We start from the raw sequence: 21777 nt of genomic DNA, 5'->3' as shown, positions 1-21777 counted from the left end.
CGTTTTTTGAACCGGCCTGGCAGCTGTACCTGCGCTATGGCTTTGCCGACTGCGCACCGTTTGGCAGCTATCGCCCAGACCCGCACAGCCGCTTCATGACAAGAGCGCTGTAGCGCCACAATGCAGCTTTGCCCCACCGTGCGGGCTGGCTTCTACTTACTTCGTCACCATGATCCAGGTTTCCAAAATCCTCTCCCAAGGCCACGGCCTGGCCCCCGTGTTGCTCAAGCGCGCCTCCACCGTCGAGCTCGACTGGGACGTGCGCCAAAAGAGCCGCTTCGCCGCCACCGACTCGGCCGGGCGCGAGCTGGGTATCTTCCTGCCCCGTGGCACCCTGGTGCGCGGCGGCGATGTGCTAGTGGCCGAAGACGGCTCCATGGTCCGCGTGATCGCAGCGCCGCAGCCGGTGCTGGTCATCACCCACTGCCAACACCACGGCACCGCGTTTGACCTGACCCGCGCCGCCTACCACCTGGGCAACCGCCATGTGCCCATTGAGCTGCAGCCCGACCACCTCAAGATCGAGCCCGACCATGTGCTGGCCGACATGCTGCGCGCCATGCACCTCATCGTGACCGAGCAAAGCCTGCCGTTTGAGCCCGAAGGCGGTGCTTACGCTGCAGGCCATGGCGGTGAGCACCACCATGGGGGGCATGGGCATGGGCATGGGCACGGACATGAGCACGACCACCCCGATGCCCATTCGCATGACCACGGGCATAGCCACGGTCGCAGCCATGCCAGCGCCCCCGCTGCAACCACCGCAGCCCCCGCCCGTGGGCGCACCGTGTCCATTCCGGTGGTCGCCCAAGGGCATGTGCACGGCCCTCACTGCAACCACGACCACTGAAATGGCGATGGGCCGCCTGCAACGCAAACCCCTCACCGCTCGGGCTGAGCCCGTCGAAGCCCGGGCGTGCAGCATGCCCCACCGCCCCCCGCACACCCAGCCACTGGGCTGACCCATCGCCGCCATGCGCATCGACCGCCCCGCCCCCCTGCCCGCCGCCAGCTTTTTGCAGCTGGTGTGGCTCGCCTCCCCCGCGCTGCCCGTGGGCGGGTTCTCGTATTCCGAAGGGCTGGAAAGCGCCATTGAAAACGCAGGCCTCGCCAGCGAAGCCGCCGTGGGCGACTGGCTGCTGGACCAGCTTCACATCACCCAGGCGCGCGGCGACATGGCTCTCATCGCCAAGGCCGTGGGCGCCTGGCGGCGCGCAGACTGGCAACACGTCCGGGAACTCAACGACTGGGTGCTGCACACCCGCGAAACCAGCGAGCTGCGTCTGCAAACCGAGCAAATGGGCCGCTCCATGGCCGATTGGCTGCGCAACCAGTACCAAGGCGACGAGGCTTTGATGCCCGCCGTACGCCACCTGGCCCAACTCCCGCCCACCTACCCCGTGGCCTTTGCCCTGGCCGCGTCCACCACCCAGGCCCCGGTGCGCGATGTGCTGCTGGCCTACGCCTTTGGCTGGGCAGAGAACATGGTGCAGGCCGCACTCAAATCCATGCAACTGGGCCAAAGCGCGGGCCAGCGCATCCTGGCCCGGCTGGCCGATGCGATTCCGCCCGCCGCCGATCACGCGGCGCAACTGATGGACAGCGAGCGCCAGGCGTTTTCGCCCATGCTCGCCATTCTCAGCGCCCAGCACGAAGTCCAATATTCAAGACTTTTCCGCTCCTAGCGCAAGCAGGATCAGCGCAAGCAGCTATCCATTTAATAGCAAATGACGCCATCACCAACACCATGACCACCGCACTGCACCACATCCCCCACCGCACCAAAAACCTGCCCCCCCTGCGCGTAGGCATCGGCGGCCCCGTAGGTTCCGGCAAGACCACGCTGCTGGAAATGCTGTGCAAGGCCATGCGCGATGACTACGACCTCATCGCCATCACCAACGACATCTACACCAAGGAAGACCAGCGCCTGCTCACCGTGAGCGGCGCCCTGCCCGCAGAGCGCATCCTGGGCGTGGAAACCGGCGGCTGCCCCCACACCGCCATCCGCGAAGACTGCTCCATCAACCTCGAAGCCATCGACCGCATGCTGGGCGAGTTCCCCAACGCCGACATCGTGTTCGTCGAAAGCGGCGGCGACAACCTGGCCGCCACCTTCAGCCCCGAACTGAGCGACCTCACCATCTACGTCATCGACGTGGCCGCAGGCGAAAAAATCCCCCGCAAGGGCGGCCCCGGCATCACCAAAAGCGACCTGTTCGTCATCAACAAAACCGACCTGGCCCCCCACGTAGGCGCCAACCTGGACGTGATGCGCGCCGACACCACCCGCATGCGCACCAACGCCCAGGGCCTCAAACCCTTTGCTATGACCAACCTCAAAACCCTGGACGGCCTGGCCGAAGTCATCCAGTTCATCGAGACGCGCGGCATGCTCACCAAAACCGCTCGCGCAACCAGCTAGAATACGCGGCTTCCAAACCCGGAGACTTGGGTGAGTGGTTTAAACCAGCAGTCTTGAAAACTGCCGACGGGCAACCGTCCGTGAGTTCGAATCTCACAGTCTCCGCCAGTATGTAAAAAGCACCCGGCACGAGGTGCTTTTTTGTCTTCGGCGGTCTTTGCTACCGCATGAGTGACCACTGCGACGTCCCTCGCCCCGCTGGCACGGGATGCCAGTTTGATTCGGCTGGACGTTCACTTCTGCTGCCAGGCTGGCAGTACATCGCACCGCCTTGTTGCTACGTCTGCCCAAGGCACCTTGCGCAATCCGCATACACCCCCACCCCTGCGTCATAAGCAATCGCTGCTGCGGGGTATTTCAACGAGCGACCGGCAGAACCGGCCACCGTGCTAGAACGAGAGCCCCCGGGCCCATTGCCCGGCCCGGCGATGGCGTGCGTGTGCGCTCCGCCTCCATGAACATCTGAAACAGGAGATCGATGTGCAAGCGAGTACAAAAAAGGTGGCCGTCATTACCGGCGCGGGATCGGGTGTTGGCAAGGCTGTGGCGCTGGCGCTGATCAGCGACGGGTACCACGCCGTGCTGGCAGGGCGCCGCGCCGCCATGCTCGAGGAGGTGCGAGCCCAGGCAGACGCATTGCACGGTGCGGCAGACCGCGTTCTGTGTGTGCCCACGGATGTGGGTGATGCTGCGGCGGTGGAGGCACTGTTTGCCCAAGCGGTTTCGCAGTTTGGGCGCGTCGATGTGCTGTTCAACAATGCAGGCCGTGGCAACCCGCCTGGCGAGTTCACCGAATGGACGGCCGAGCAATGGCGCGAGGTGGTTGACGTCAATCTCAACGGCATGTTTTTCTGCATGCAGCAAGCCTTTCGGGTGATGCGTGCGCAAACGCCGCAAGGCGGGCGGATTATCAACAACGGCTCTATATCTGCCCACGCGCCGCGCCCCAACTCCATCGCCTACACGGCGACCAAGCATGCCGTGATGGGATTGACCAAAACCGGTGCCTTGGATGGCCGCAAGTACAACATTGCCGTGGGGCAGATCGATATTGGCAACGCTTTGACCGACCTGGCCTCGCGCATGGGCAAGGGCGTGCCGCAGGCCAATGGCGAGATCGCGGTGGAGCCGCTGATCGATGTGGCCATCGTGGGTGAGTCCGTCCGCTACATGGCCAACCTGCCTCTGGAGGCCAACGTGCTCTTTCACACCGTGATGGCCACCAAGATGCCTTTTGTCGGGCGGGGCTGACGCACAACGCGCAGCCCACTGCCAGGGCGCCTGGCCTGCAAGTACCGGTTCAAACGCGGGCCGCACACTCGCCATGCACCGCCTCGCCGCCCCGACCACCTCCCTGCCGCTTTGCACCATTGCGGCGCCGCCAGCAAGTCAGATGGGAGCGGTATACAGCGGTGCAGGGCGATGGCCGCCTCAGCCGGCCATCGTGGGGTAGTCGGTGTAGCCCACGGGGCCAGGAGAGTAGAACGTATTGGGGTTGGGCGCGTTCAGTGCCGCACCTGCCTTGATACGGCCTGGCAGATCAGGGTTGGCCAAGAAGCTGGTGCCAAAAGCTACCGCATCCAGCTTGCCGTCGGCAATCGCCTGAGTGGCTTCTTCAGCGGTGTAGCCCATGTTGCCGACCAGCACCCCGTGGTACTTGGCACGCGCCACCGAGAGCACATCACCGTGCTGGGCCTGCAGAAAATCTGCGCGCATCACATGCAGATAGGCCAGCTTGTAGGCATTGAGCTTTTCGGCCAGGAAGCCAATCAGGGCCAGCGGGTCGCTGTCTTTCATGCTGTTGTAGCTGTTCAGGGGCGACAGGCGCAGGCCCACGCGGTCGCTGCCGATGGCAGCGGTCACGGCGGTCAGCACTTCAAACAGGAAACGTGCGCGGTTTTCCATGGTGCCGCCGTAGCCGTCGGTGCGATCGTTCGCGCCATCGCGCAAAAATTGGTCGATCAGGTAGCCGTTGGCGCCGTGCACTTCCACGCCGTCAAAGCCTGCGTCAATGGCGTTTTTGGCACCCTGCACAAAGGCAGCCACGATGGCCGGAATTTCAGCTTCCGTCAGCACATGGGCTGCGACGTGAGGCACCTTGCCCGTGGGCGTGTGGATGTCGCCTTCCACCGGCGTGGCAGTGGACGACACGGTGGGCGCCCCCCCGTTGATGGCGGGATGGGCAGCCCGGCCCGCGTGCCAGATTTGCATGAAGATGCGGCCACCCTTGGCGTGCACGGCCGATGTCACTTGCTTCCAGGCGGCGACCTGCTCGTCGGAGTAAATGCCCGGCTCGGCGATGAATGCGGAGGTGTTGGGCGCCACCATGGTGCATTCGGTGATCAGCAGGCCCCCGCTGGCGCGCTGGGCGTAGTACTCGGCCATCATGGCGTTGGGCATGTGGCCCGCATCTGCGCGTGCGCGCGTCAGGGGGGCCATCAGGATGCGGTTGGGAAGTGTCAGGGCGCCGGCTTGCAGGGGGTTAAATAGCATGGAATGGATCGCGGTCAGGGTGGAAAAAGGGCTGTGCGCGAAGTGCGCTGGGTAGCCAATGCAACTGAGTTGAGTACACAACTATATGCCCTTATTAAAACCATTGAGCACTCAAGTGAATAGCAAAGTGTGCTTGGACAGTGCATCGGGCTGATAGACAATCTGCACGATGAAAAACCAGTCGACGACGGACATCGACCCTGTGAACCCTTGCGCCTACAAAAGAGAAGCGCTGGGGGATTTGCCGTGCACGAACATCTCGATCCGGCGGGCGGCCCGCAGGCTGGCGTATCTGTACGACGAGGCGGCAGAGTGTGTGGACTTGAAAGCAACCCAAGTCACCCTGGCGGGCACGATCGACCAGATGACCGATGTTCAAACGGCGCTGGGCCCAACGCTGCTGGAGCTGGCCGCCGGGCTCGCGATCCAGATTTCGGCACTGACCCATGCGCTGAGGCCTTTGGTGCGCGATGGGCTCATCACCCTGCAACCTGATGCCCAAGACAAACGCACCAAGCGTGCGGCACTCACCGAGCACGGGAAGGCGCGCCTCAAGCAGGCATTGCAGGCGTGGTCTGCCGTGAACCACCGCGTAGAAGAGGTGCTGGGGCCTGAATCCGCAGGCATGCTGAGGGCATTGGCCGATCAGGTGGCGTCTGATGGGTTTTTGCTGGCCTACCGAGATGCGGCCGAACGACAAAAGGTTGGATTGGGCGCACGCCCCTGCCCTTCATAGCCTGCTGCCATCCGCCGACGGGGATGCAACCCCGCAGGTGAGCGGTTCAGCCAAACTGCGCGGGGGCTGCTGCGAGTGAGCGCAAGATCATGGCCCGCCGCCTGATCCACGCCCACCGACAACACTGAACCTCAGTCAGAACACCTAGGGATGACCTGCATAACTCCCTGCGGTCTGTGGCAGCGCGGCCTCGGGCGGTCCGCTGCGTTGCTTTTCTTGCCAATAGCCGGGCTATTGGCTGCCAAAAGACGCCTTGCGTCCCATCCCGATCCGCGCTACCACCGCCTCGCGAGGGTGATGCAGGTCATCCCTAGCAAAACGGGCCCTCGCGGCCCGTTTTTTATCTGCCGTCCAACCCTGCATAGGGGTCGGCACAGGAAGCGCCCTGCCCTTCGGGACTACTTGGTGGCAGCCCTGGCAGCGTCTGCCTTGGCTTTGGCCTCTGTGGCCTTGCGCTGCAGTTCGGCCGCTTCCTTGTCTGCAGCCTCTGCGTCCTTGGGCTTGTGGGCTTTGCGTGCGGCCTCGGCGCGGGTTTTGGCTTCGTCGGTTTTGCGCTGCAGCTCCGCCGCCTCTTTGTCTGCTGCTTCAGCTTCCTTGGCTTTCTTTTCCTTGTCGGATGGTGCGTTGGCATTGGCCAGCGCATTGCCAGCCATGCTGCCTGCCACAGCGCCTACGGCGACCGCCCCCACGGTGCCCATCATGCTGGGCGCTGCTGCCGGGGCTGCAGCGGGTGCAGCCGATGTTGCGGCAGGGGCGGCCGTGGCCGGGGTGGCGGCCGCTGGTGCGGCCGGGCTCGTGGCCTTGGTCGCTGCGGGGGCCGCTGGCGCCGGTGCGCTGCGGGTGGGCTGTACGGATTTGCCACCACCCAGCCGCTTGGCGTGGGCAAGGTGCGGCGCCAGCAAAGCAGCCATGGCCAAGGCTGCAACGGCGGCAGAGGAACGGGTCGATATCTTCATGGGTGGTGGTTTGTCTCTGTCAACAATGACCGGGCCATTGTGCAAAGAAGGGCCATCAAAACACCCGCATGGGCCTATGGGCGGTAGGTGTTTGGCGCAGCGCTGGCGTAGCGCAGCACGACCCGCGATGGGCCCATCCCTAAACCCCCTTGTTGCGCATCCAGTCGGCCGTGCCCATGAAGCTCTCGCGCAGGCGGGCGCGCAGGTCGTCTGGCACGCCGGTCTCGCCCATGGCCTGGTCCATGCAGGCTACCCACTGGTCACGCTCTTTGATGCCGATGGCAAACGGCATGTGCCGCGCACGCAGGCGCGGGTGGCCGAACTGGTCGGTGTAGTACGAGGGGCCGCCGAGCCAGCCGCACAAGAACCAGAACAGCTTTTGCCGGGCGCTGTCCAGCTCTGGGCCGTGGGCCGCACGCAGCTCTGTGTAGGCAGGCTCCAAGTCCATCAGGTCGTAGAAGCGGTCGGTCAAGGCCTGTACGCGGGCCTCGCCCCCGATCCACTCAAAGGGGGTTGCAGGGGAGGCTGAAGTGTCGCTGGCTGCGTCGGTAGCGTTGTCGGTCATGCGTGAAAAAAGCGTGGCTAGGTGCCTGAGAAAAAACGGTGTTTCGCTGGGGATACGCAGGGCGTTGCACTGCGGCGTAGCGGTGCGTGCAAAGGTGGGGCCGCACAGCATGCGGCGACTAATGATATTTGCATTCCTTATTTCACAGGCAAGCACCGCCCACCTACGCTCATGACCCAAGGAACCGGGAAGGCGTTGGCAAAGGCCTGTGCTGCAGGTTGGGGGGCTGTGCCTTCCCTGGTTCCCCTTAACAACCATCCATTGTTCCAAACCACTTGAGGGACCCACCTTTATGCGCAGACGCTCGATTTTCCCGGTGATCACCGCCGCCACCCTGGCATTGTTTGCAGCGGCCGCCCATGCAGACCAACTGGCCGACATCAAGAAGCGCGGCGAGATCGTGTTCGGCGTGCTGGGCATTGATGAGCCCAACAGCTTCATTGACGCCAAGACCCGCGAATTCATTGGCTACGAAGTGGACCTGGCACGCGCTGTGGCCCAGAAAATCGGCGTGAAACCCGTGTTCAAACAAGTGGCAGTGGCTGCGCGCATCCCTGAGCTGCAGCAAGGCCATGTGGACGTGCTGGCCGCCTCGCTGACACACAACAAGGAGCGTGAGTCGCAGGTGGACTTTGGCTTGACGCACTTGGTCACCGGCCAAAAGGTGCTGGTCAAAACCAGCAGCGGCATCAAGAGTGTGGCAGACCTCGCTGGCAAAAAAGCATTGACCGTGAAGGGTGGCACGCAAGGCCCCAACCTGCTGAAAGCCGCCCCCACCGCCGATGTCGTGACCTTTGAATCCACACAGCAGGCGTTTCAGGCCCTGCAGCAGGGCAAGGGCGTGGCCTACGTGAACGATGAAGCCAGCCTGCTGGCCGACTACGCCAAGCTGGGCTCCAAGGCCAAGGACTACGTGATCCTGCCGCAAAACCTGAGCGTGGAACCTCTGGCTTTTGGCATCAAGAAGGGGGAAGTGGCCATCAAGACCGTGGTGGACGAAACACTGCGCGAGCTCGAAAAGTCCGGCGAAGCCGAGAAGCTCTTCATCAAGTGGTACGGCCCCGACAGCAAGCTCAAGTTCCCCAAGCGCGAGTTCAAAATCGAGATCGACAAGGTAGACAGCTAAATACCGGACATGCGGCCGACAGCCCGCTACGGCGGGCTTTTCTGTGTGGTCTGACCACCTTTGTTTCATGCCTGTTTTAGATTTTTCACTGCTGCTCTCGGGCCCCTACCTTGGCATGCTGTTGGCCGGGCTGCGCCTGTCGCTGGCGCTGCTGGCCTCCACGCTGGTACTGGCACTGCCGCTGGCGGTGGTGGTGGCGCTGCTGCGGCTGGCACCCTTGGCTGCGCTGCGTTGGCTGGGGGCTGTGTATGTGGAGTCCATCCGCAACGTACCACTTTTGGCCCACATGCTGTTTTGGTACTTTGGCGCGCCCGAGTTGCTGCCCGAAGCCGCCAAGGAATGGCTGTACGGACACAACTACGAGGCTACCGCAGCCGTGGCAGCGCTCACCCTGTACACGGCCGCGTTCATGGCGGAAGACATTCGCAGCGGTATTCGCGGCATCCCTGGCGTGCAGTTTGAGGCGGGGCGGGCGCTGGGTCTGGGGTTTCTGGCCACCATGCGCTTGGTCATCTTGCCGCAGGCACTGCGCGTCACGGTGCCACCGCTCATCTCCCAAACGCTGAACCTGTGGAAGAACACCAGCATTGCCACCGTGATTGGTGCTGCCGAGCTGATGTACCAGGCCGCCAAGGTGGAAAGCGCCACTTTCCGCAGCTTCGAGGCGTTTGTTTTTGCGACGGCAAGCTACGTGGCGCTGTCGCTGGTGATCACCGGGCTGGCAGCCTGGTACCAGCACCGCTACCCCGTGCGGACGTGACAGGGGCAGCATGGCACAAACCCTCAGCCAACAGGCGCCCCGCACACCGCAAAGGCTGGCGCCGCAGCCCTCCTCTCAAAGGCATTGCACATGAGTTTTTTGGAAATGGTGGACACCTACTGGCTGTACTTTCTGGTGGGCCAGTACCCGCAGGGGCCACTGGGGGGGCTGGCGCTCACCTTGATACTGGCCAGCCTGGGCCTGGTGTCGGCGCTGCCGGTGGGGCTTCTGCTGGGGCTGGGCCGTGTCAGCCCCTGGCGCTGGCTGCGCTGGCCTGTCACTGCGCTGGTGTTCGTGGTGCGCAGCACGCCGTTGCTCATGGTGGTGTTCTGGGCCTACTTCTTTTTGCCCAGCGTGACAGGCCACAAAACCGACCAGTTCACCACCATGCTGCTGGCACTGGCCTTGTTCAATGGTGCCTACCTGGCCGAAATCGTGCGCGCGGGCATCCAAGGCCTGCCACGCGGGCAAATGGAGTGCGCCCGCGCACTGGGGCTGAGCTACCTGCAGGCGATGCGGAAGGTGGTGCTGCCACAGGCGCTGCGCCACATGCTGCCCTCGCTGCTGAACCAGCTGGTGTCCACGATCAAGGAGACATCGCTGGGCTTCATCATTGGCCTCAATGAGGTCGCCATGATTGCGACACAAATCAACTCCCTGGTGTTCGTGCTGCCCGCGCAAATTTATGCCGTGCTGGCCCTCACCTATTTCATCCTGTGCTTTGGCTTGACGCGCCTGGCATATGGGCTGAAGCAGCGACTGGCCCGGCGCGCCAAGCCGCCCACCCCAGCCCTCCGCGCACCCACATCCCTGGCAGGAGCCACCGCATGATCCGGTTTGACAACGTACAAAAATGGTTTGGCAGCTACCAGGCGCTGCGCGATGTGAACGAGACCATTCACGCAGGCGAGGTGGTGGTGGTGTGCGGTCCATCGGGCTCTGGCAAGTCCACACTGATACGCACCATCAATCGGCTGGAGCCCATTCAGGGCGGGCGCATTCTGGTGCAGGGAGAAGACATCTACCGCCCCGGGCTCCCGCTGAACCAGTTTCGCTCACGGGTGGGTTTTGTGTTCCAGCAGTTCAATTTGTTCCCGCACCTCACGGCGCTACAAAACTGCACGCTCGCCCCCACCCAGCTCGGCAAACTCGCCCCGGCCGAAGCCGAGCGCCGCGCCCTGGCCTTGCTCGATCGGGTCGGCCTAGCGCACAAAGCACAGGCGTACCCCACCGAGCTGTCCGGCGGGCAGCAGCAACGCGTTGCCATAGCCCGCGCGCTGGCCATGGAGCCCCCGGTGATTCTGTTTGACGAGCCCACCAGCGCGCTCGACCCCGAGATGGTGGGAGAGGTGCTGCTGGTGATGCGCGATCTGGCCCGCGACGGCATGACCATGGTGGTGGTCACACATGAAATGGGGTTTGCCCGCGAAGTGGCCGACCGGGTGCTGTTTCTCGACCAAGGGCAGGTGCTGGAGCGTGCCACCCCAGACGACTTTTTCAACCGCCCTCAGCACCCACGGGCCCAGCAGTTTCTGTCGGACATCCGCACGCCCTTTGCGCTGGCTGCATAAAACAGCCAGCGCCTCTGCGGCCGATCAGTCCCGTCACTGCGCAGCGCGGCGCAGTGTCTCGACCACGGGGCGGCGCAGCACGTCACGCAGGCCCCACCAGCCCGCCAGCAGGGCCAGCACGGCACCGGCCAAGGCCCCGGCCAGCGGCACCCACAGCGATGCCGTCCAGGCAAAGTCAAACACGTAGCGGGCCAGGGCCCAACCCACGGCCACGGCCACGGCGCTGGCCAAAAAGCCCGCCAGCAGGCCCACGCCCATCAGCTCGGCCCGCTGCACCTGGCGCAGCAGGCTGGCGCGGGCGCCCACAGCGCGCATGATGGCGAATTCGCGGGCGCGCTCCTCGCGTGTGGCGGTAACGGCCGCAAACAGCACCACCAGCCCGGCAGCCAGGGTGAACGCGAACAAAAACTCCACCGCGCGGATGACCTGGTCGAGCACACGCTGCACCTGGGTGATGGTGCTGGCCATGTCCACGTTGGTAATGTTGGGGAATTGGCGCACCAGCGCGTTGTCAAAGCCCTGGGCCTCGGGCGCGCGGTAAGCCGCCAGGTAGGTGACGGCCACGCCTTCGAGCTGCTGCACCGGGTACATCACAAAGAAGTTGGCACGCATGGAGCCCCAGTCCACCTTGCGCAGGCTGGTGATGCGGGCTTCGTTCTGCACACCGCCAATGTCAAACAGCAGGCTGTCGCCCAGCTTCAGGCCCAGGGTCTGCGCAATGCCCTCTTCCACACTCACGGCACCAGCCTCGTTGTCGGTCCAATGGCCTGCCACGATCTGGTTGTGGGCGGGCTGCTGCACGGCCGTGGAGAGGTTGAACTCGCGGTCCACCAGGCGCTTGGCGCGGTCTTCGGTGTAGGTGTCCGGCCCCACGGGCTGGCCGTTCACGGCCAGCAGGCGGCCGCGGATCATGGGGTACCAGTCGTACTTGGCCACGCCGCTGGTTTGCAGGGTTTTCTGAAAATCGTCAGCTTGCTCGGGCATCACGTTGATGACGAAACGGTTGGGCGCATCGGGCGGGGTGGCCTGGCGCCAGCTGCTGATGAGGTCGGTGCGCAGCAGCACCAGCAGCACCAGCGCCAACAGGCCCACGGCCAGGCTGCTGACCTGCACCACGGCATAGGCCGGGCGGGCCGAGATTTGCCGCGTGGCCAGCACCAGCCAGCGCGGGGCCGTGGCTTCGTTCACGCTTTTGCGCAGCAGCTTCACGGCCACCCAGCTCAGGCCCGCGAACAAAGCCACGGCCCCGGCAAAGCCGCCCACAGCAATGAAGCCCAGCTTGAGGTCGCTGCTCACGGCCAGCAGCAACGCCGCAAAGCCCGCCACGCCCACGCACAGCACGGCCAGCGATGCGGGCTTGAGGCCGCCCACGTCGCGGCGGATGACGCGCAGCGGCGGCACCTGGGCCAGTTGCAACACGGGCGGCAGGCCAAAGGCAAACAGCAGCGTGAGCCCCATGCCCAAACCAAAGGCCACGGGCCACAGGCTGGGCGCGGGCAAGGCCGACTCCACCAGCCCGGCCAGCAGCATCACAAACACGTTGTGCACCAGGTAGCCCAGCGCCACGCCCAATGCGCTGGCAAACAGGCCAATCAACGCGAATTCGGTGGTGTACGCACCCGCAATGGTGCGCTGGCTTTGCCCCAGCACGCGCAGCATGGCCGAGGCATCGAGGTGGTCGGTGGCAAAACCGCGTGCCGCCAGCGCCACGGCCACGGCCGAGAGCAGCGCGGCCAGCAAGGCCACCAGGTTCAAGAACTTCTGGGCACGGTCCAGCGTCTGGCGCATTTCGGGGCGGCCGCTCTCCAGCGACTCGACCCGCACGGCGCGCACGTCAGGCTTTTTGACCTCGGCATTGGCCCAGTCGGCAAAGGCCTTGACGGCGGCGGGTGCCCCCGCCACGGCAAATCGGTAGGTGATGCGGCTGGCGGGCTGCACCAGGCCGGTGGCAGGCACATCGGCCGCGTTGAGCATGACACGCGGTGCAAAGCTCATGAAGCCCGCGCCCCGGTCGGGCTCGATGACGATGATGCGGGCAATGCGCAACTGGGCATCGCCCAGCAGCAGCTTGTCGCCCATGACCAGGCCTAGGGCGTCCAGCAAAGGTGCATCCACCCATACGTCTCCAGGGGCGGGAATGTCACGGGTGGCCTGCTCTGGCCCGCCCGGCGCGTCGGTCACTTTGAGGGCGCCGCGCAGCGGGTAGCCCGCCTCTACGCTTTTCAGGGCCACCAGCTTGCTGGCACCGCCTTGCGCATCGCTGGCGCGGCCCATGGTGGGAAAGCCCATGGTGCCCACGGTTTGCAAGCCCAGCGCTCGGGCTTTGTCCACAAAGGCCGCTGGCGTGGGGTTATCGCTGGCCACCACCGCATCGCCCCCCAGCAGCTGCAGTGCATCGCGCTGCAGGCCGCCTTGCAGGCGGTCGGCAAAAAAGCCCACCGAGGTGAGCGCGGCCACCGCCAGCGTGACGGCCACCATCAACAAACGCAGCTCGCCAGCGCGCAGGTCGCGCAGCAAGGTGCGCCACCCCAGGCGCAAGAAGGACAGATTCATGGGCGCAAACCTTAGCGCAATTGCACGGCGCGGTGCGCCATAGGGGTTTGCGCCACCAGGCCTTTGCCACCGGGCCGTGGCGCAGAGGAAGGCGTTGCAGCCTCTGCCGACAGACGCTGGGCCAGGGCCTTGAGCACCGGGTCAATCTCGGCCCCCACACGCATCTGCGGGTTAGAGAAGCCATCGGCCTTGCCCGCCTCGACCTCGCGCTGGGCGATGATGGGCACGGCTTTGTTGAACGCATCGGTGAAGGAGTAGGTGCTGCGCAGTTGCTCGTTAAATACGGCGCGGCCAAAGAAGGTCAGCTCAGAGCGCATGCCGCAGCCGTAGGAGGTGTGCGTGGCGTCCGCTGCCGTCATGATGAGGGTGGACGGGGTGGCCAGCGTATCGAGCCAGCCGCCCGAGTAACAAGCCGAGATGGCGATCACGCGGTGGCGAATGCCCGCATCGTCCAGCATGTGGCGCAGCAGCTCGGGCGTCATGGGGTCCACCTGCAAGGGCGGATGGGCGGCAGCCAGTTGGTGGTTGCGGGCACCGTGAGAGGTCATGTAGACCACCAGCACGTCCTGCTCGCGGTCCATGGTGGCGGCCAGGGCGTCCACGGCGCTGCGCAGGTTCTCTGGCGTGGCCCACAGGTGGGTGTCGGCCGTCTCGGCATGGTTGAGCAAGTGCAGCACGCGCCCTTCGGCATCGAAGCGGTCTTGCAGCAGATCGCTCACCATGGTGCTTTCGCGGCGGAACACTTCTTCGCCCGCATAGGGGGCAAACACCAGGCCGTACACATCCACCACGCCGGGGCGCTCGGGGGTCAGGTCTTGGGTGTAGGCCTCCAGCATGAGTTGCTGGCCTTCAAAGACGGCTTGGGACAGGGGCACGCCTGCGGGTTGCGCATCTGCCCCTTCGGCAGCGGCGGCATCGGTCGCTGCCTGCACATCCACCACCGGCTTCCAGGTGGGCTCCACCCCCACACCCAATTGCACAGCCGTGCCCGCCACCAGGCACAGCGCAAACACCGCTGTGCGCCAGCGCGACCGCACGAAACGCGCCGTGAGCTGCACCATGACGGCATACGAACACAAGATGACGGCAATGGCCGACAGCCCCAGCAACAGCTCGGGCAGCGTCCAGTCCAAACGGTCTTGCCATGCAGGCATGCCGGCACTGGCCTCGTCGCTCGCAGGAATCAGGAGCAAAGGAATCACCCACGGCAGCACGGCCAGGCTACTCAACAGCAGCCAGGCTGGCACACCACCCGCCAGCGCCCCAGCCGGTCCAGGCGCCTGTTTCTGCACTGGCCACATGGCCCACCAGGCCGCGCCCAGCAATGCCAGCGACAACCAGTGCTGGCCCAGCCAAGCCTGGGCATTGAATTCCACCGGCCCCACGGCCATGGCAGCCCACCATTCGCCCAGCACCACCAAGCCCCAGCTCACCACCATGGCACTGATCAACTGCGCCGGGGTCGGCGCTGCCGCCCCCGTGCGCGGGGCCATGAAGACAGCGGCGCGCAGGCTCTCTAGCACCCAGCGGTACCAGGGCAGGTGCGTGGGCACAGCAGGCCCGGGCGCCGTGGGTGCGGTAGGCACAGTAGGCGCGGCGGGGGGATGGGATGGCGGTGCATCGCCCTCAGCCCCTGCTGATGCCGCTGGGGCAACGGAGGCGACTGGGGCGGTAGAAGCAGCAGGAACAGGGGAAGGCGCGGGGACTTCTGCGGATTGAGGCTCGACGGTCATGTCCCAATCATGCCATTAGATAAAAATGGCACCTAGCGCTTATTCAACAAGCGCTAGCAGCTACGCTTTTGATAGCAAACATGCATTCAACCAAGAGGCCAGCGCCACGCTCAGGCCAACTCGGGCTGCAGCACCAGGCGGTGTACGCCCGTGTAGCAAACAAAACGCCGGTTGGTCGCACGGCCAATGGCGCACAGGCCCAGCTGCTGCGCAACGGCGTGGCCCATTTGCGTCATGCCGCTGCGCGAGACGACGATGGGCACCCCCATCTGGGCAGACTTGATGACCATCTCGCTGGTCAGCCGCCCGGTGGTGTAGAACACTTTGTCGGCCCCGGCCATGGGCTGGAAGGGGGTTGCACTGCCCTGCCCCTTCTGCGCTGCTGCGGCATCGGTGCCTTCCAGAGGCGCCGGCTCGGGGTTCATCCACATCCAGCCTGCAATGGTGTCAATCGCGTTGTGGCGGCCCACGTCCTCTACAAAGGTCAGCATCTCATCGCCCCGAAACAGCGCGCAGCCATGCACCGAGCCCGCAGACTTGTAGGTGGTCTCTTTCAGGCGGATGGCGTTGACCAGGCCGTACAGCTGCGCTTGGGTCAACTGGGCTTCGGGCAGTTCGATGCGGTCCACCTCGTCCATCAAGCCACCAAACACACTGCCCTGGCCGCAGCCGGTGGTCACCACCTTGCTGGCGGTGCGCTCTTCAATGCGGGCAATGCCGTGGCGCGTGCGCACGGCGGCGGCATGCACGTCCCAATCCACGGTGATGGACTCGATGTCAAACACCGACTCCACCAACCGCTGGTTGCGCAGATAGCCCAGCACCAGCAACTCAGGGTGGGCGCCCAGCGTCATCAGGGTGACCAGTTCGCGCCGGTCCACATACACGGTGAGGGGCCGCTCGGCAGGAATGTGCACCGCCTCGGTCTCGCCCCGTTCATTGATCACGTCCACCGCATGCGTCAGCGACGCATGCGCCTGGGTCAGGCGTGGCAAGGCCAGGGTGGAGGCGGGAACGGGGTGAGGCATGGCAGCGGTCATGGCGGCAGGGTACACGCAAAAAAGCCGCAAGCGAAGTGCGCTTGCGGCTTGAGGAAGTCAGGGGAACAGACCCCTTCAGAGTTAAGACTTTGGCGCCGAGGCCGCTGGCGTATTCGTGCTCGGCGGGCTGCTGGCCGTGCCTGGTGGCGAATGGGCACCGGCCGCCTCTTGCGGCTTGGCCGCTGGCGGGGTGTAAGCAAAGGGCCCGGGGTCGGCACAGGTGGCGGGCGCCGCCGCGGCCGGTTTGGCGTCTTTGTTGGTCTTGCGGTAGTGCGCGGCCACGCGGTCTTGCGATTGGCACAGCTTGTAGTTGTCTACCTTGCCTGCCCAAGCGGCCTTGGCGGCGGCTTCGGCGGCTTTTTCTGCGGCTTCAGGGCTGGGGGCTGGCAGCTTGGCCGAGGCCACAGAACACAGTGCGCTCAGGCCCAATGCCAAGGTTGCGAGCAGGGAGGGTCGGAAAAAATGCGTCATGGTGCGTTGCCTCATACCTGTGCGGGCTGGCCCGCAGATGGCGTTGCTGCAGCGCCCGCCTGGGGGGCTGCGCTGCGTTGCCGTGGGATCTTGCCCGCCTGAACATCGTCGTACCACAGCTCGTGGTGTTCCTTGGCCCAGGCGTCGCTCACATAGCCCGTCTTCATGGCCTTGTAGGCGCCCTTCATGCCCACCGTGCCCATGTAGATGTGGCCGCAAATCAGCGCCATCATCCAGATCGCCAGGGTGGCGTGGATCATGTGGGCGATCTGCATGTCGCCGCGCACATCGCCAAAGCCGGGGATGAGCTTGTCGAGCACCAAACCCGTGGCCACCACAAAGATGCCCGGGATGGTGATGCCCCACCAGAACAGCCCCTTCTCACCCGCGTTGAAGCGGTGCGAGGGCACTTCATGCCCGTCACCGCCCAGCATGCCACCGCCCTTGGACAGCCACACAAAGTCGGCGCGGTTGGCAATGTTGTCCTTGATGAACGTGAGCACAATGACCGCCAGCGACACCGCAAACAGCGGGCCCATGAAGTTGTGCACGTTCTTGAGCGCGTAGGTCAGCCAGCCAAACAGCGTGCTGCCCAGCACAGGCAGCAAGAAGAACTTGCCAAACGCCATGACGATGCCGGAAGCGGCCAGTGCAATGAAGGCAAACGCATTGGCCCAGTGGGCTGCACGTTCAAACGGGGTGAAGCGCTCGATGCCCTTGCTGCCCGTGTCGGGATGGTCGTAGCCCATGGGGCCTTTGACAAAGTAGAAGATGCCCAGGGCCAGCAGCACGATGGCGAACAGCGCAGCACCGTACGGAATGATCCATTGGTTGCGCACCTCACGCCAGGCCTGGCCTGCGTTGGTAAAGCGCGAGCCGGGGTACTGCACAAAGGGCTGGATCAGGTTGCCCGCCTCGGGAGCCTGGGTCTTGGGCAGGCTGCTGTAGCCCGTCACGCCCTGCCCCACCTGGCGCCACACGGGCGCGTTGTTGCCGGGCTGCACCTTCATGCGCTCGCCGTTGGTTTGCTCGGCGTAGCCGGGCTCGGCGCTGGCGTCGGGCTTCACTTCAAAAATGTTTTGGCCTTGCACGCCTGCCACCGCAGCGGCAGCAGGCACCTCGCCCACGGTGCCTGAGGCGGTCGGCCCGGCAGGCGCCTGGGCGTGCGCAACGAAGGCCCCTAAGGTCAGCAGCAAGGCACAGAGACTGTGTTTCATGGCAGACCTCGCTCAGGGCTTCTGGTTGCGGGAGTACTCGTTTTGCCCGTACTGCTGGCGTGTGCGCAACTGCTGCTCCCAGCTGGTCTTGTCCCCCGTAGTCCAGCCGGGCTGCGTGAAGTTGCTGCCGGTGCCAGCGTAGGGTGCGGCGTCGTGCTTGACGCCACCGCCGGTCTGCGGCTTTTCGGAGCAGGCCGACAGGGCTGCGCCCAAGACAAGGGCCATGGAGAGGGTGGAGACAATGCGCTTCATGACTTGGCTCCTGCGGGGGGTTGGCCTGCCTGCTTGGAACCGTAGGCCGTACCCCAGCCCCACACTTCGGCGCCCTTGCCGCGTTGCACCACGCGGTTGCGGAAGATGTCCGCCACAACATCGCCGTCGCCAGCCAGCAGCGCCTTGGTCGAGCACATTTCGGCGCAGGCAGGCAGCTTGCCTTCGGCCAAGCGGTTGCGTCCGTACTTTTCGAACTCGGCCTGGCTGCCGTGGGTTTCAGGCCCACCCGCGCAGAAGGTGCACTTGTCCATCTTGCCGCGCACGCCAAACGTGCCTTGCGACGGGAACTGGGGCGCACCAAAAGGGCAGGCGTAGCTGCAGTAGCCGCAGCCAATGCACACGTCCTTGTCGTGCAGCACCACGCCCTCTTCGGTGCGGTAGAAGCAGTTCACAGGGCACACGGCCATGCAAGGCGCATCGCTGCAATGCATGCAGGCCACCGAGATGGACTTCTCGCCAGGGACCCCGTCATTGAGGGTGACCACGCGGCGGCGGTTCACGCCCCACGGGACTTCGTGTTCGTTCTTGCAAGCGGTCACGCAGCCGTTGCACTCGATGCAACGCTCAGCGTCGCAGATGAATTTCATTCGTGCCATTGTTGTGTCTCCTGCTCAGTGGCGGGCGCTCACGCGCTCTCCACGTTGCACACCGTGGTCTTGGTTTCCTGCATCATGGTCACGCTGTCGTAGCCATAGGTAGTGGCGGTGTTCACCGCCTCGCCGCGCACCACGGGCGCTGCGCCCTTGGGGTAGTGCGCCAGCATGTCGGCCCCCTGCCAGCGGCCCGAGAAGTGGAACGGCATCCACACCGTGTCGGGCGCGACGCGCTCGGTTACCAGGGCCTGCACATTCAGGCGCGCGCCGGTGGGCGAGCTGAGCCACACGCGGCCCCCGTTGCGAATGCCACGGTCGGCAGCCGTCTTGGGGTTGATTTCCACGAAGGCTTCCTGTTGCAGCTCGGCCAGCCAGGGGTTGGAGCGGGTTTCCTCACCGCCGCCTTCGTACTCGACCAGGCGGCCCGACGTCAGGATGAGCGGGAATTTTTCGTACACCTTGTCGGCCACGTTCTTCTCTTGCACGGTCTTGTACAAGGTGGGCAGGCGCCAGAAGGCCTTCTTGTCGTCGTGGGTGGGGTACTTGGCCGCCATGTCGGGGCGTGTGCCATACAACGGCTCGCGGTGCTGCGGAATGGGGTCCGGGAAGTTCCAGACCACGGCACGCGCCTTGGCGTTGCCAAACGGGTGGCAGCCGTGGACCTTCATCGCCACACGGATGATGCCGCCCGAAGGATCGGTCTTCCAGTTCTTGCCCTCGGCGGCCTTCTTCTCCGCGTCGGTCAGATCGTCCCACCAGCCCAGCTTTTTCAGCAGCACATGGTCAAACTCTGGGTAGCCCGTGGTGATGTCCGCGCCCACCGAGTGGGAGCCGTCTTCTGCCAGCAGGTTCTCGCCGTTGCGCTCCACACCAAAGTTGGCGCGGAAGTTGCCGCCGCCGTCCATGACGTGCTTGGAGGTGTCGTACAGGTTGGGCGAGCCGGGGTGCTTGAGCTCGGGCGTACCAAAGCAAGGCCATGGCAGACCAAAGTAGTCACCCGCGAAGTCGTAGCCGGTTTCCTTGTCTTTGCCGCCCTTGGCCTTGAGGGTCTTCACATCGAACACGTGCATGTTCTTCATGTGGGCCTTCAGGCGCTCGGGGCTTTGGCCGGTGTAGCCAATGGTCCAGACGCTCTTGTTGATTTCACGCAGGATGTCTTCGACCATGGGCTCGTCCATGCCCTTGACCTTCTGCATCTTGTAATTCTTGACCAGCTCTTTGTCGAAGCCCAGCTTTTGCGCAAACTGGTACATGATCATGTGGTCGGAGCGGCTCTCCCACAGCGGCTCGATGACCTTCTCACGCCACTGAATAGAGCGGTTGGAGGCCGTGCACGAGCCGCTGGTTTCAAACTGCGTGGCCGCAGGCAGCAGGTACACCGCGCGATTGGGGTTCAGGTCTTCGGGCTTGCCAGGCATGGCCGCCATCGCAGCTGTGGCCGATGGGTAAGGGTCCACCACCACCAGCAGGTCCAGCTTGTCCATGGCGCGCTTCATTTCAAGGCCACGGGTTTGCGAGTTGGGCGCATGGCCCCAATAGAACACGCCGCGCAGGTTGCTGTCCTGGTCGATCAACTCGTTCTTCTCCAGCACACCGTCGATCCAGCGCGAGACGGTGATGCCGTTCTTGGTCATCATCGCAGGCGATGCGTACTGCTTTTTGATCCACTCAAAGTCCACGCCCCAGGTCGCGGCAAAGTGCTTCCAGGCGCCTTCGGCCAGGCCGTAGTAGCCAGGCAGCGAATCAGGGTTGGGGCCCACATCGGTGGCGCCTTGCACATTGTCGTGGCCACGGAAGATGTTGGTGCCGCCACCCGACTTGCCCACGTTGCCCAATGCCAGCTGCAAGATGCACGAAGCGCGCACGATGGCATTGCCAATGGTGTGCTGCGTCTGGCCCATGCACCACACGATGGTGCCGGGGTTGTTCTCGTGCAGCATCTTGGCGACCTTGAAGACCTGCTCTTCCTTGACGCCGCAGGCCTCTTCCACCTTGTCGGGGGCCCACTTCGCCAGCACGTCCTCGCGCACCTTGTCCATGCCATAGACACGGTCGTGGAGGTACTTCTTGTCTTCCCAGCCATTCTTGAAGATGTGGTACAGCAAGCCAAACAGGAAAGGAATGTCAGTGCCCGAGCGGATGCGCACGTACTCGTCGGCCTTGGCAGCCGTGCGGGTAAAGCGGGGGTCCACCACGATCATCTTGCAGCCGGTTTCCTTGGCGTGCAGCATGTGCAGCATGCTCACGGGGTGGGCTTCGGCAGCGTTGGAGCCAATGTACAAAGCGACCTTGCTGTTTTGCATGTCGTTGTACGAATTGGTCATGGCGCCATAACCCCAGGTGTTGGCAACGCCCGCCACGGTGGTGGAGTGGCAGATGCGGGCCTGGTGGTCGCAGTTGTTGGTGCCCCAGAAGCTCACGAACTTGCGCAGCAAATAGGCCTGTTCGTTGTTGTGCTTGGACGAGCCGATGAAGTACACGCTGTCGGGCCCACTGGCCTGGCGCAGCTCCTTCATCTTGTCGGTGATTTCGGTCAGCGCGGTGTCCCAGCTGATGCGCTCGTACTTGCCGTTGACGAGCTTCATGGGGTAGCGCAGGCGGTATTCGCCGTGGCCGTGCTCACGCAGCGCCGCACCCTTGGCGCAGTGCGCACCCAGGTTGATGGGCGAATCGAACACGGGCTCTTGGCGCACCCACACGCCGTTTTCCACCACCGCATCGACCGCGCAGCCCACCGAGCAGTGCGAGCACACGGTGCGGCGCACTTCGATCTTGCTGTCACCCAGCCCCACCTTGGCGCCTTCGGCTGCCTGGGACTTTTTGACCAACGTGAGCTGCGATGCAGCAATGCCCACCCCCACGCCCAAGCCAGAGCGGCGCAGGAACGAGCGGCGGTCCATGGTGGGCAGCGCCTGGGCAAGGCCCCGGCGCAGGCTGTGAACAAAAGGAGACGATGCCGATGCACCCTGGGGTGCATGTGCAGACTTTTTAGTGAGCAACATGGTGCGCCCCGAAATCAAAGTTGGGTGGTTTTGTAGTACTGCTTGACGTGCGCAGAGAGGTGGTAGCCACCCCCCTTTTCAGGCGCAACGCGGGCGGGTTCTGCGGCCACGACCTCGGACGGAGTGACACGGGGCAGAACGGCCACAGCCGCAGCGCCCGCGCTGACGGCGGCGGCACCTGCAAAAAAGCTGCGGCGGGAAGAAGAGGAAGAAGCCGTGGTGGCGTTGGCCACACGGTCAGAAGGCTGGCGGTCCTGCATGCT

General features: G+C 64.4%; 21 protein-coding genes and 1 tRNA gene. 10 read left to right on the top strand and 12 right to left on the bottom strand.

What is annotated here, in order from left to right; genetic code table 11:
- Positions 1 to 169: 169 nt before the first annotated feature.
- The 5 genes from ureE (at position 170) to CLU88_RS22580 (ending at position 3676) form a co-directional block, all read left to right on the top strand.
- Positions 170 to 850, top strand: a complete 681-nt coding sequence (gene ureE / locus CLU88_RS22600) for an urease accessory protein UreE (protein ID WP_099658526.1) — start codon at positions 170 to 172, stop codon at positions 848 to 850.
- A 124-nt stretch (positions 851 to 974) separates the two neighbouring features.
- Positions 975 to 1685, top strand: a complete 711-nt coding sequence (locus CLU88_RS22595) for an urease accessory protein UreF (RefSeq protein ID WP_099658525.1) — start codon at positions 975 to 977, stop codon at positions 1683 to 1685.
- Between the two features lie 62 nt (positions 1686 to 1747).
- Positions 1748 to 2425 carry an urease accessory protein UreG gene (gene ureG, locus CLU88_RS22590; protein ID WP_099658524.1) on the top strand — a complete coding sequence of 226 codons (678 nt, stop codon included), beginning with the start codon at positions 1748 to 1750 and terminating at the stop codon, positions 2423 to 2425.
- Positions 2426 to 2445: 20 nt separating this feature from the next.
- Positions 2446 to 2533, top strand: a tRNA-Ser gene (locus tag CLU88_RS22585).
- Between the two features lie 372 nt (positions 2534 to 2905).
- Positions 2906 to 3676 carry an SDR family oxidoreductase gene (locus CLU88_RS22580; RefSeq protein WP_369827685.1) on the top strand — a complete coding sequence of 257 codons (771 nt, stop codon included), beginning with the start codon at positions 2906 to 2908 and terminating at the stop codon, positions 3674 to 3676.
- 180 nt (positions 3677 to 3856) lie between these two features.
- Here CLU88_RS22580 and CLU88_RS22575 read toward each other — a convergent pair whose 3' ends face one another.
- Entirely contained in the window at positions 3857 to 4918 is a 1062-nt protein-coding gene (locus CLU88_RS22575; protein ID WP_099658522.1) for an alkene reductase, read from the bottom strand.
- Between the two features lie 169 nt (positions 4919 to 5087).
- Between CLU88_RS22575 and CLU88_RS22570 the strand changes: the two genes are divergently transcribed.
- On the top strand, positions 5088 to 5654 hold the full coding sequence (locus CLU88_RS22570) for a MarR family winged helix-turn-helix transcriptional regulator (RefSeq protein WP_099658521.1): 567 nt from the start codon (positions 5088 to 5090) through the stop codon (positions 5652 to 5654).
- A 398-nt stretch (positions 5655 to 6052) separates the two neighbouring features.
- On the opposite strand, the gene CLU88_RS22565 is transcribed toward CLU88_RS22570, so the two are convergent.
- On the bottom strand, positions 6053 to 6610 hold the full coding sequence (locus CLU88_RS22565) for an ABC transporter substrate-binding protein (protein ID WP_369827683.1): 558 nt from the start codon (positions 6608 to 6610) through the stop codon (positions 6053 to 6055).
- A 139-nt stretch (positions 6611 to 6749) separates the two neighbouring features.
- Positions 6750 to 7175: a group II truncated hemoglobin gene (locus CLU88_RS22560; protein WP_099659089.1), complete on the bottom strand. Its 426-nt coding sequence runs from the start codon at positions 7173 to 7175 to the stop codon at positions 6750 to 6752.
- 292 nt (positions 7176 to 7467) lie between these two features.
- Between CLU88_RS22560 and CLU88_RS22555 the strand changes: the two genes are divergently transcribed.
- The 4 genes from CLU88_RS22555 (at position 7468) to CLU88_RS22540 (ending at position 10632) form a co-directional block, all read left to right on the top strand.
- Positions 7468 to 8301 (top strand): ABC transporter substrate-binding protein, encoded by an 834-nt coding sequence (locus CLU88_RS22555; RefSeq protein WP_099658520.1) that lies wholly within the window; start codon positions 7468 to 7470, stop codon positions 8299 to 8301.
- A 67-nt stretch (positions 8302 to 8368) separates the two neighbouring features.
- Positions 8369 to 9061, top strand: a complete 693-nt coding sequence (locus tag CLU88_RS22550) for an amino acid ABC transporter permease (protein WP_099658519.1) — start codon at positions 8369 to 8371, stop codon at positions 9059 to 9061.
- 90 nt (positions 9062 to 9151) lie between these two features.
- Positions 9152 to 9892 (top strand): amino acid ABC transporter permease, encoded by a 741-nt coding sequence (locus CLU88_RS22545; RefSeq protein ID WP_099658518.1) that lies wholly within the window; start codon positions 9152 to 9154, stop codon positions 9890 to 9892.
- Positions 9889 to 10632: an amino acid ABC transporter ATP-binding protein gene (locus CLU88_RS22540; RefSeq protein ID WP_099658517.1), complete on the top strand. Its 744-nt coding sequence runs from the start codon at positions 9889 to 9891 to the stop codon at positions 10630 to 10632. The genes CLU88_RS22545 and CLU88_RS22540 overlap by 4 nt, the downstream gene beginning before the upstream one ends.
- A gap of 33 nt (positions 10633 to 10665) precedes the next feature.
- Here the strand turns inward: CLU88_RS22540 and CLU88_RS22535 are convergent, their stop codons facing one another.
- The 9 genes from CLU88_RS22535 to CLU88_RS22495 all read right to left on the bottom strand — a co-directional run bounded on the left by CLU88_RS22535 (position 10666) and on the right by CLU88_RS22495 (position 21774).
- A complete protein-coding gene (locus CLU88_RS22535; RefSeq protein ID WP_099658516.1) occupies positions 10666 to 13185 on the bottom strand; it encodes an ABC transporter permease in 2520 nt (839 codons plus the stop codon).
- Between the two features lie 11 nt (positions 13186 to 13196).
- Positions 13197 to 14918 carry a C13 family peptidase gene (locus CLU88_RS22530; RefSeq protein ID WP_199173493.1) on the bottom strand — a complete coding sequence of 574 codons (1722 nt, stop codon included), beginning with the start codon at positions 14916 to 14918 and terminating at the stop codon, positions 13197 to 13199.
- 110 nt (positions 14919 to 15028) lie between these two features.
- On the bottom strand, positions 15029 to 15946 hold the full coding sequence (locus CLU88_RS22525) for a formate dehydrogenase accessory sulfurtransferase FdhD (protein ID WP_199173492.1): 918 nt from the start codon (positions 15944 to 15946) through the stop codon (positions 15029 to 15031).
- 93 nt (positions 15947 to 16039) lie between these two features.
- Complete coding sequence (locus CLU88_RS22520; protein WP_099658514.1) at positions 16040 to 16429, bottom strand: hypothetical protein; 390 nt, start codon at positions 16427 to 16429, stop codon at positions 16040 to 16042.
- Positions 16430 to 16440: 11 nt separating this feature from the next.
- On the bottom strand, positions 16441 to 17646 hold the full coding sequence (locus CLU88_RS22515) for a formate dehydrogenase subunit gamma (RefSeq protein WP_099658513.1): 1206 nt from the start codon (positions 17644 to 17646) through the stop codon (positions 16441 to 16443).
- A gap of 12 nt (positions 17647 to 17658) precedes the next feature.
- Positions 17659 to 17898, bottom strand: coding sequence for a hypothetical protein (locus tag CLU88_RS22510; protein ID WP_099658512.1), 240 nt, complete (start codon positions 17896 to 17898; stop codon positions 17659 to 17661).
- A complete protein-coding gene (gene fdh3B / locus CLU88_RS22505; protein WP_099658511.1) occupies positions 17895 to 18515 on the bottom strand; it encodes a formate dehydrogenase FDH3 subunit beta in 621 nt (206 codons plus the stop codon). The genes CLU88_RS22510 and fdh3B overlap by 4 nt, the downstream gene beginning before the upstream one ends.
- A 29-nt stretch (positions 18516 to 18544) precedes the next feature.
- Positions 18545 to 21514 (bottom strand): formate dehydrogenase subunit alpha, encoded by a 2970-nt coding sequence (locus tag CLU88_RS22500; RefSeq protein ID WP_099658510.1) that lies wholly within the window; start codon positions 21512 to 21514, stop codon positions 18545 to 18547.
- Between the two features lie 14 nt (positions 21515 to 21528).
- A complete protein-coding gene (locus tag CLU88_RS22495; RefSeq protein WP_099658509.1) occupies positions 21529 to 21774 on the bottom strand; it encodes a formate dehydrogenase in 246 nt (81 codons plus the stop codon).
- Between the last annotated feature and the right edge of the window lie 3 nt (positions 21775 to 21777).

It is taken from the genome of Acidovorax sp. 56, assembly GCF_002749705.1.
Lineage (GTDB): Bacteria > Pseudomonadota > Gammaproteobacteria > Burkholderiales > Burkholderiaceae_C > Acidovorax.
Note: the sequence above shows the minus strand (reverse complement) of the source record. Positions and strands in the feature narration are given on the sequence as shown.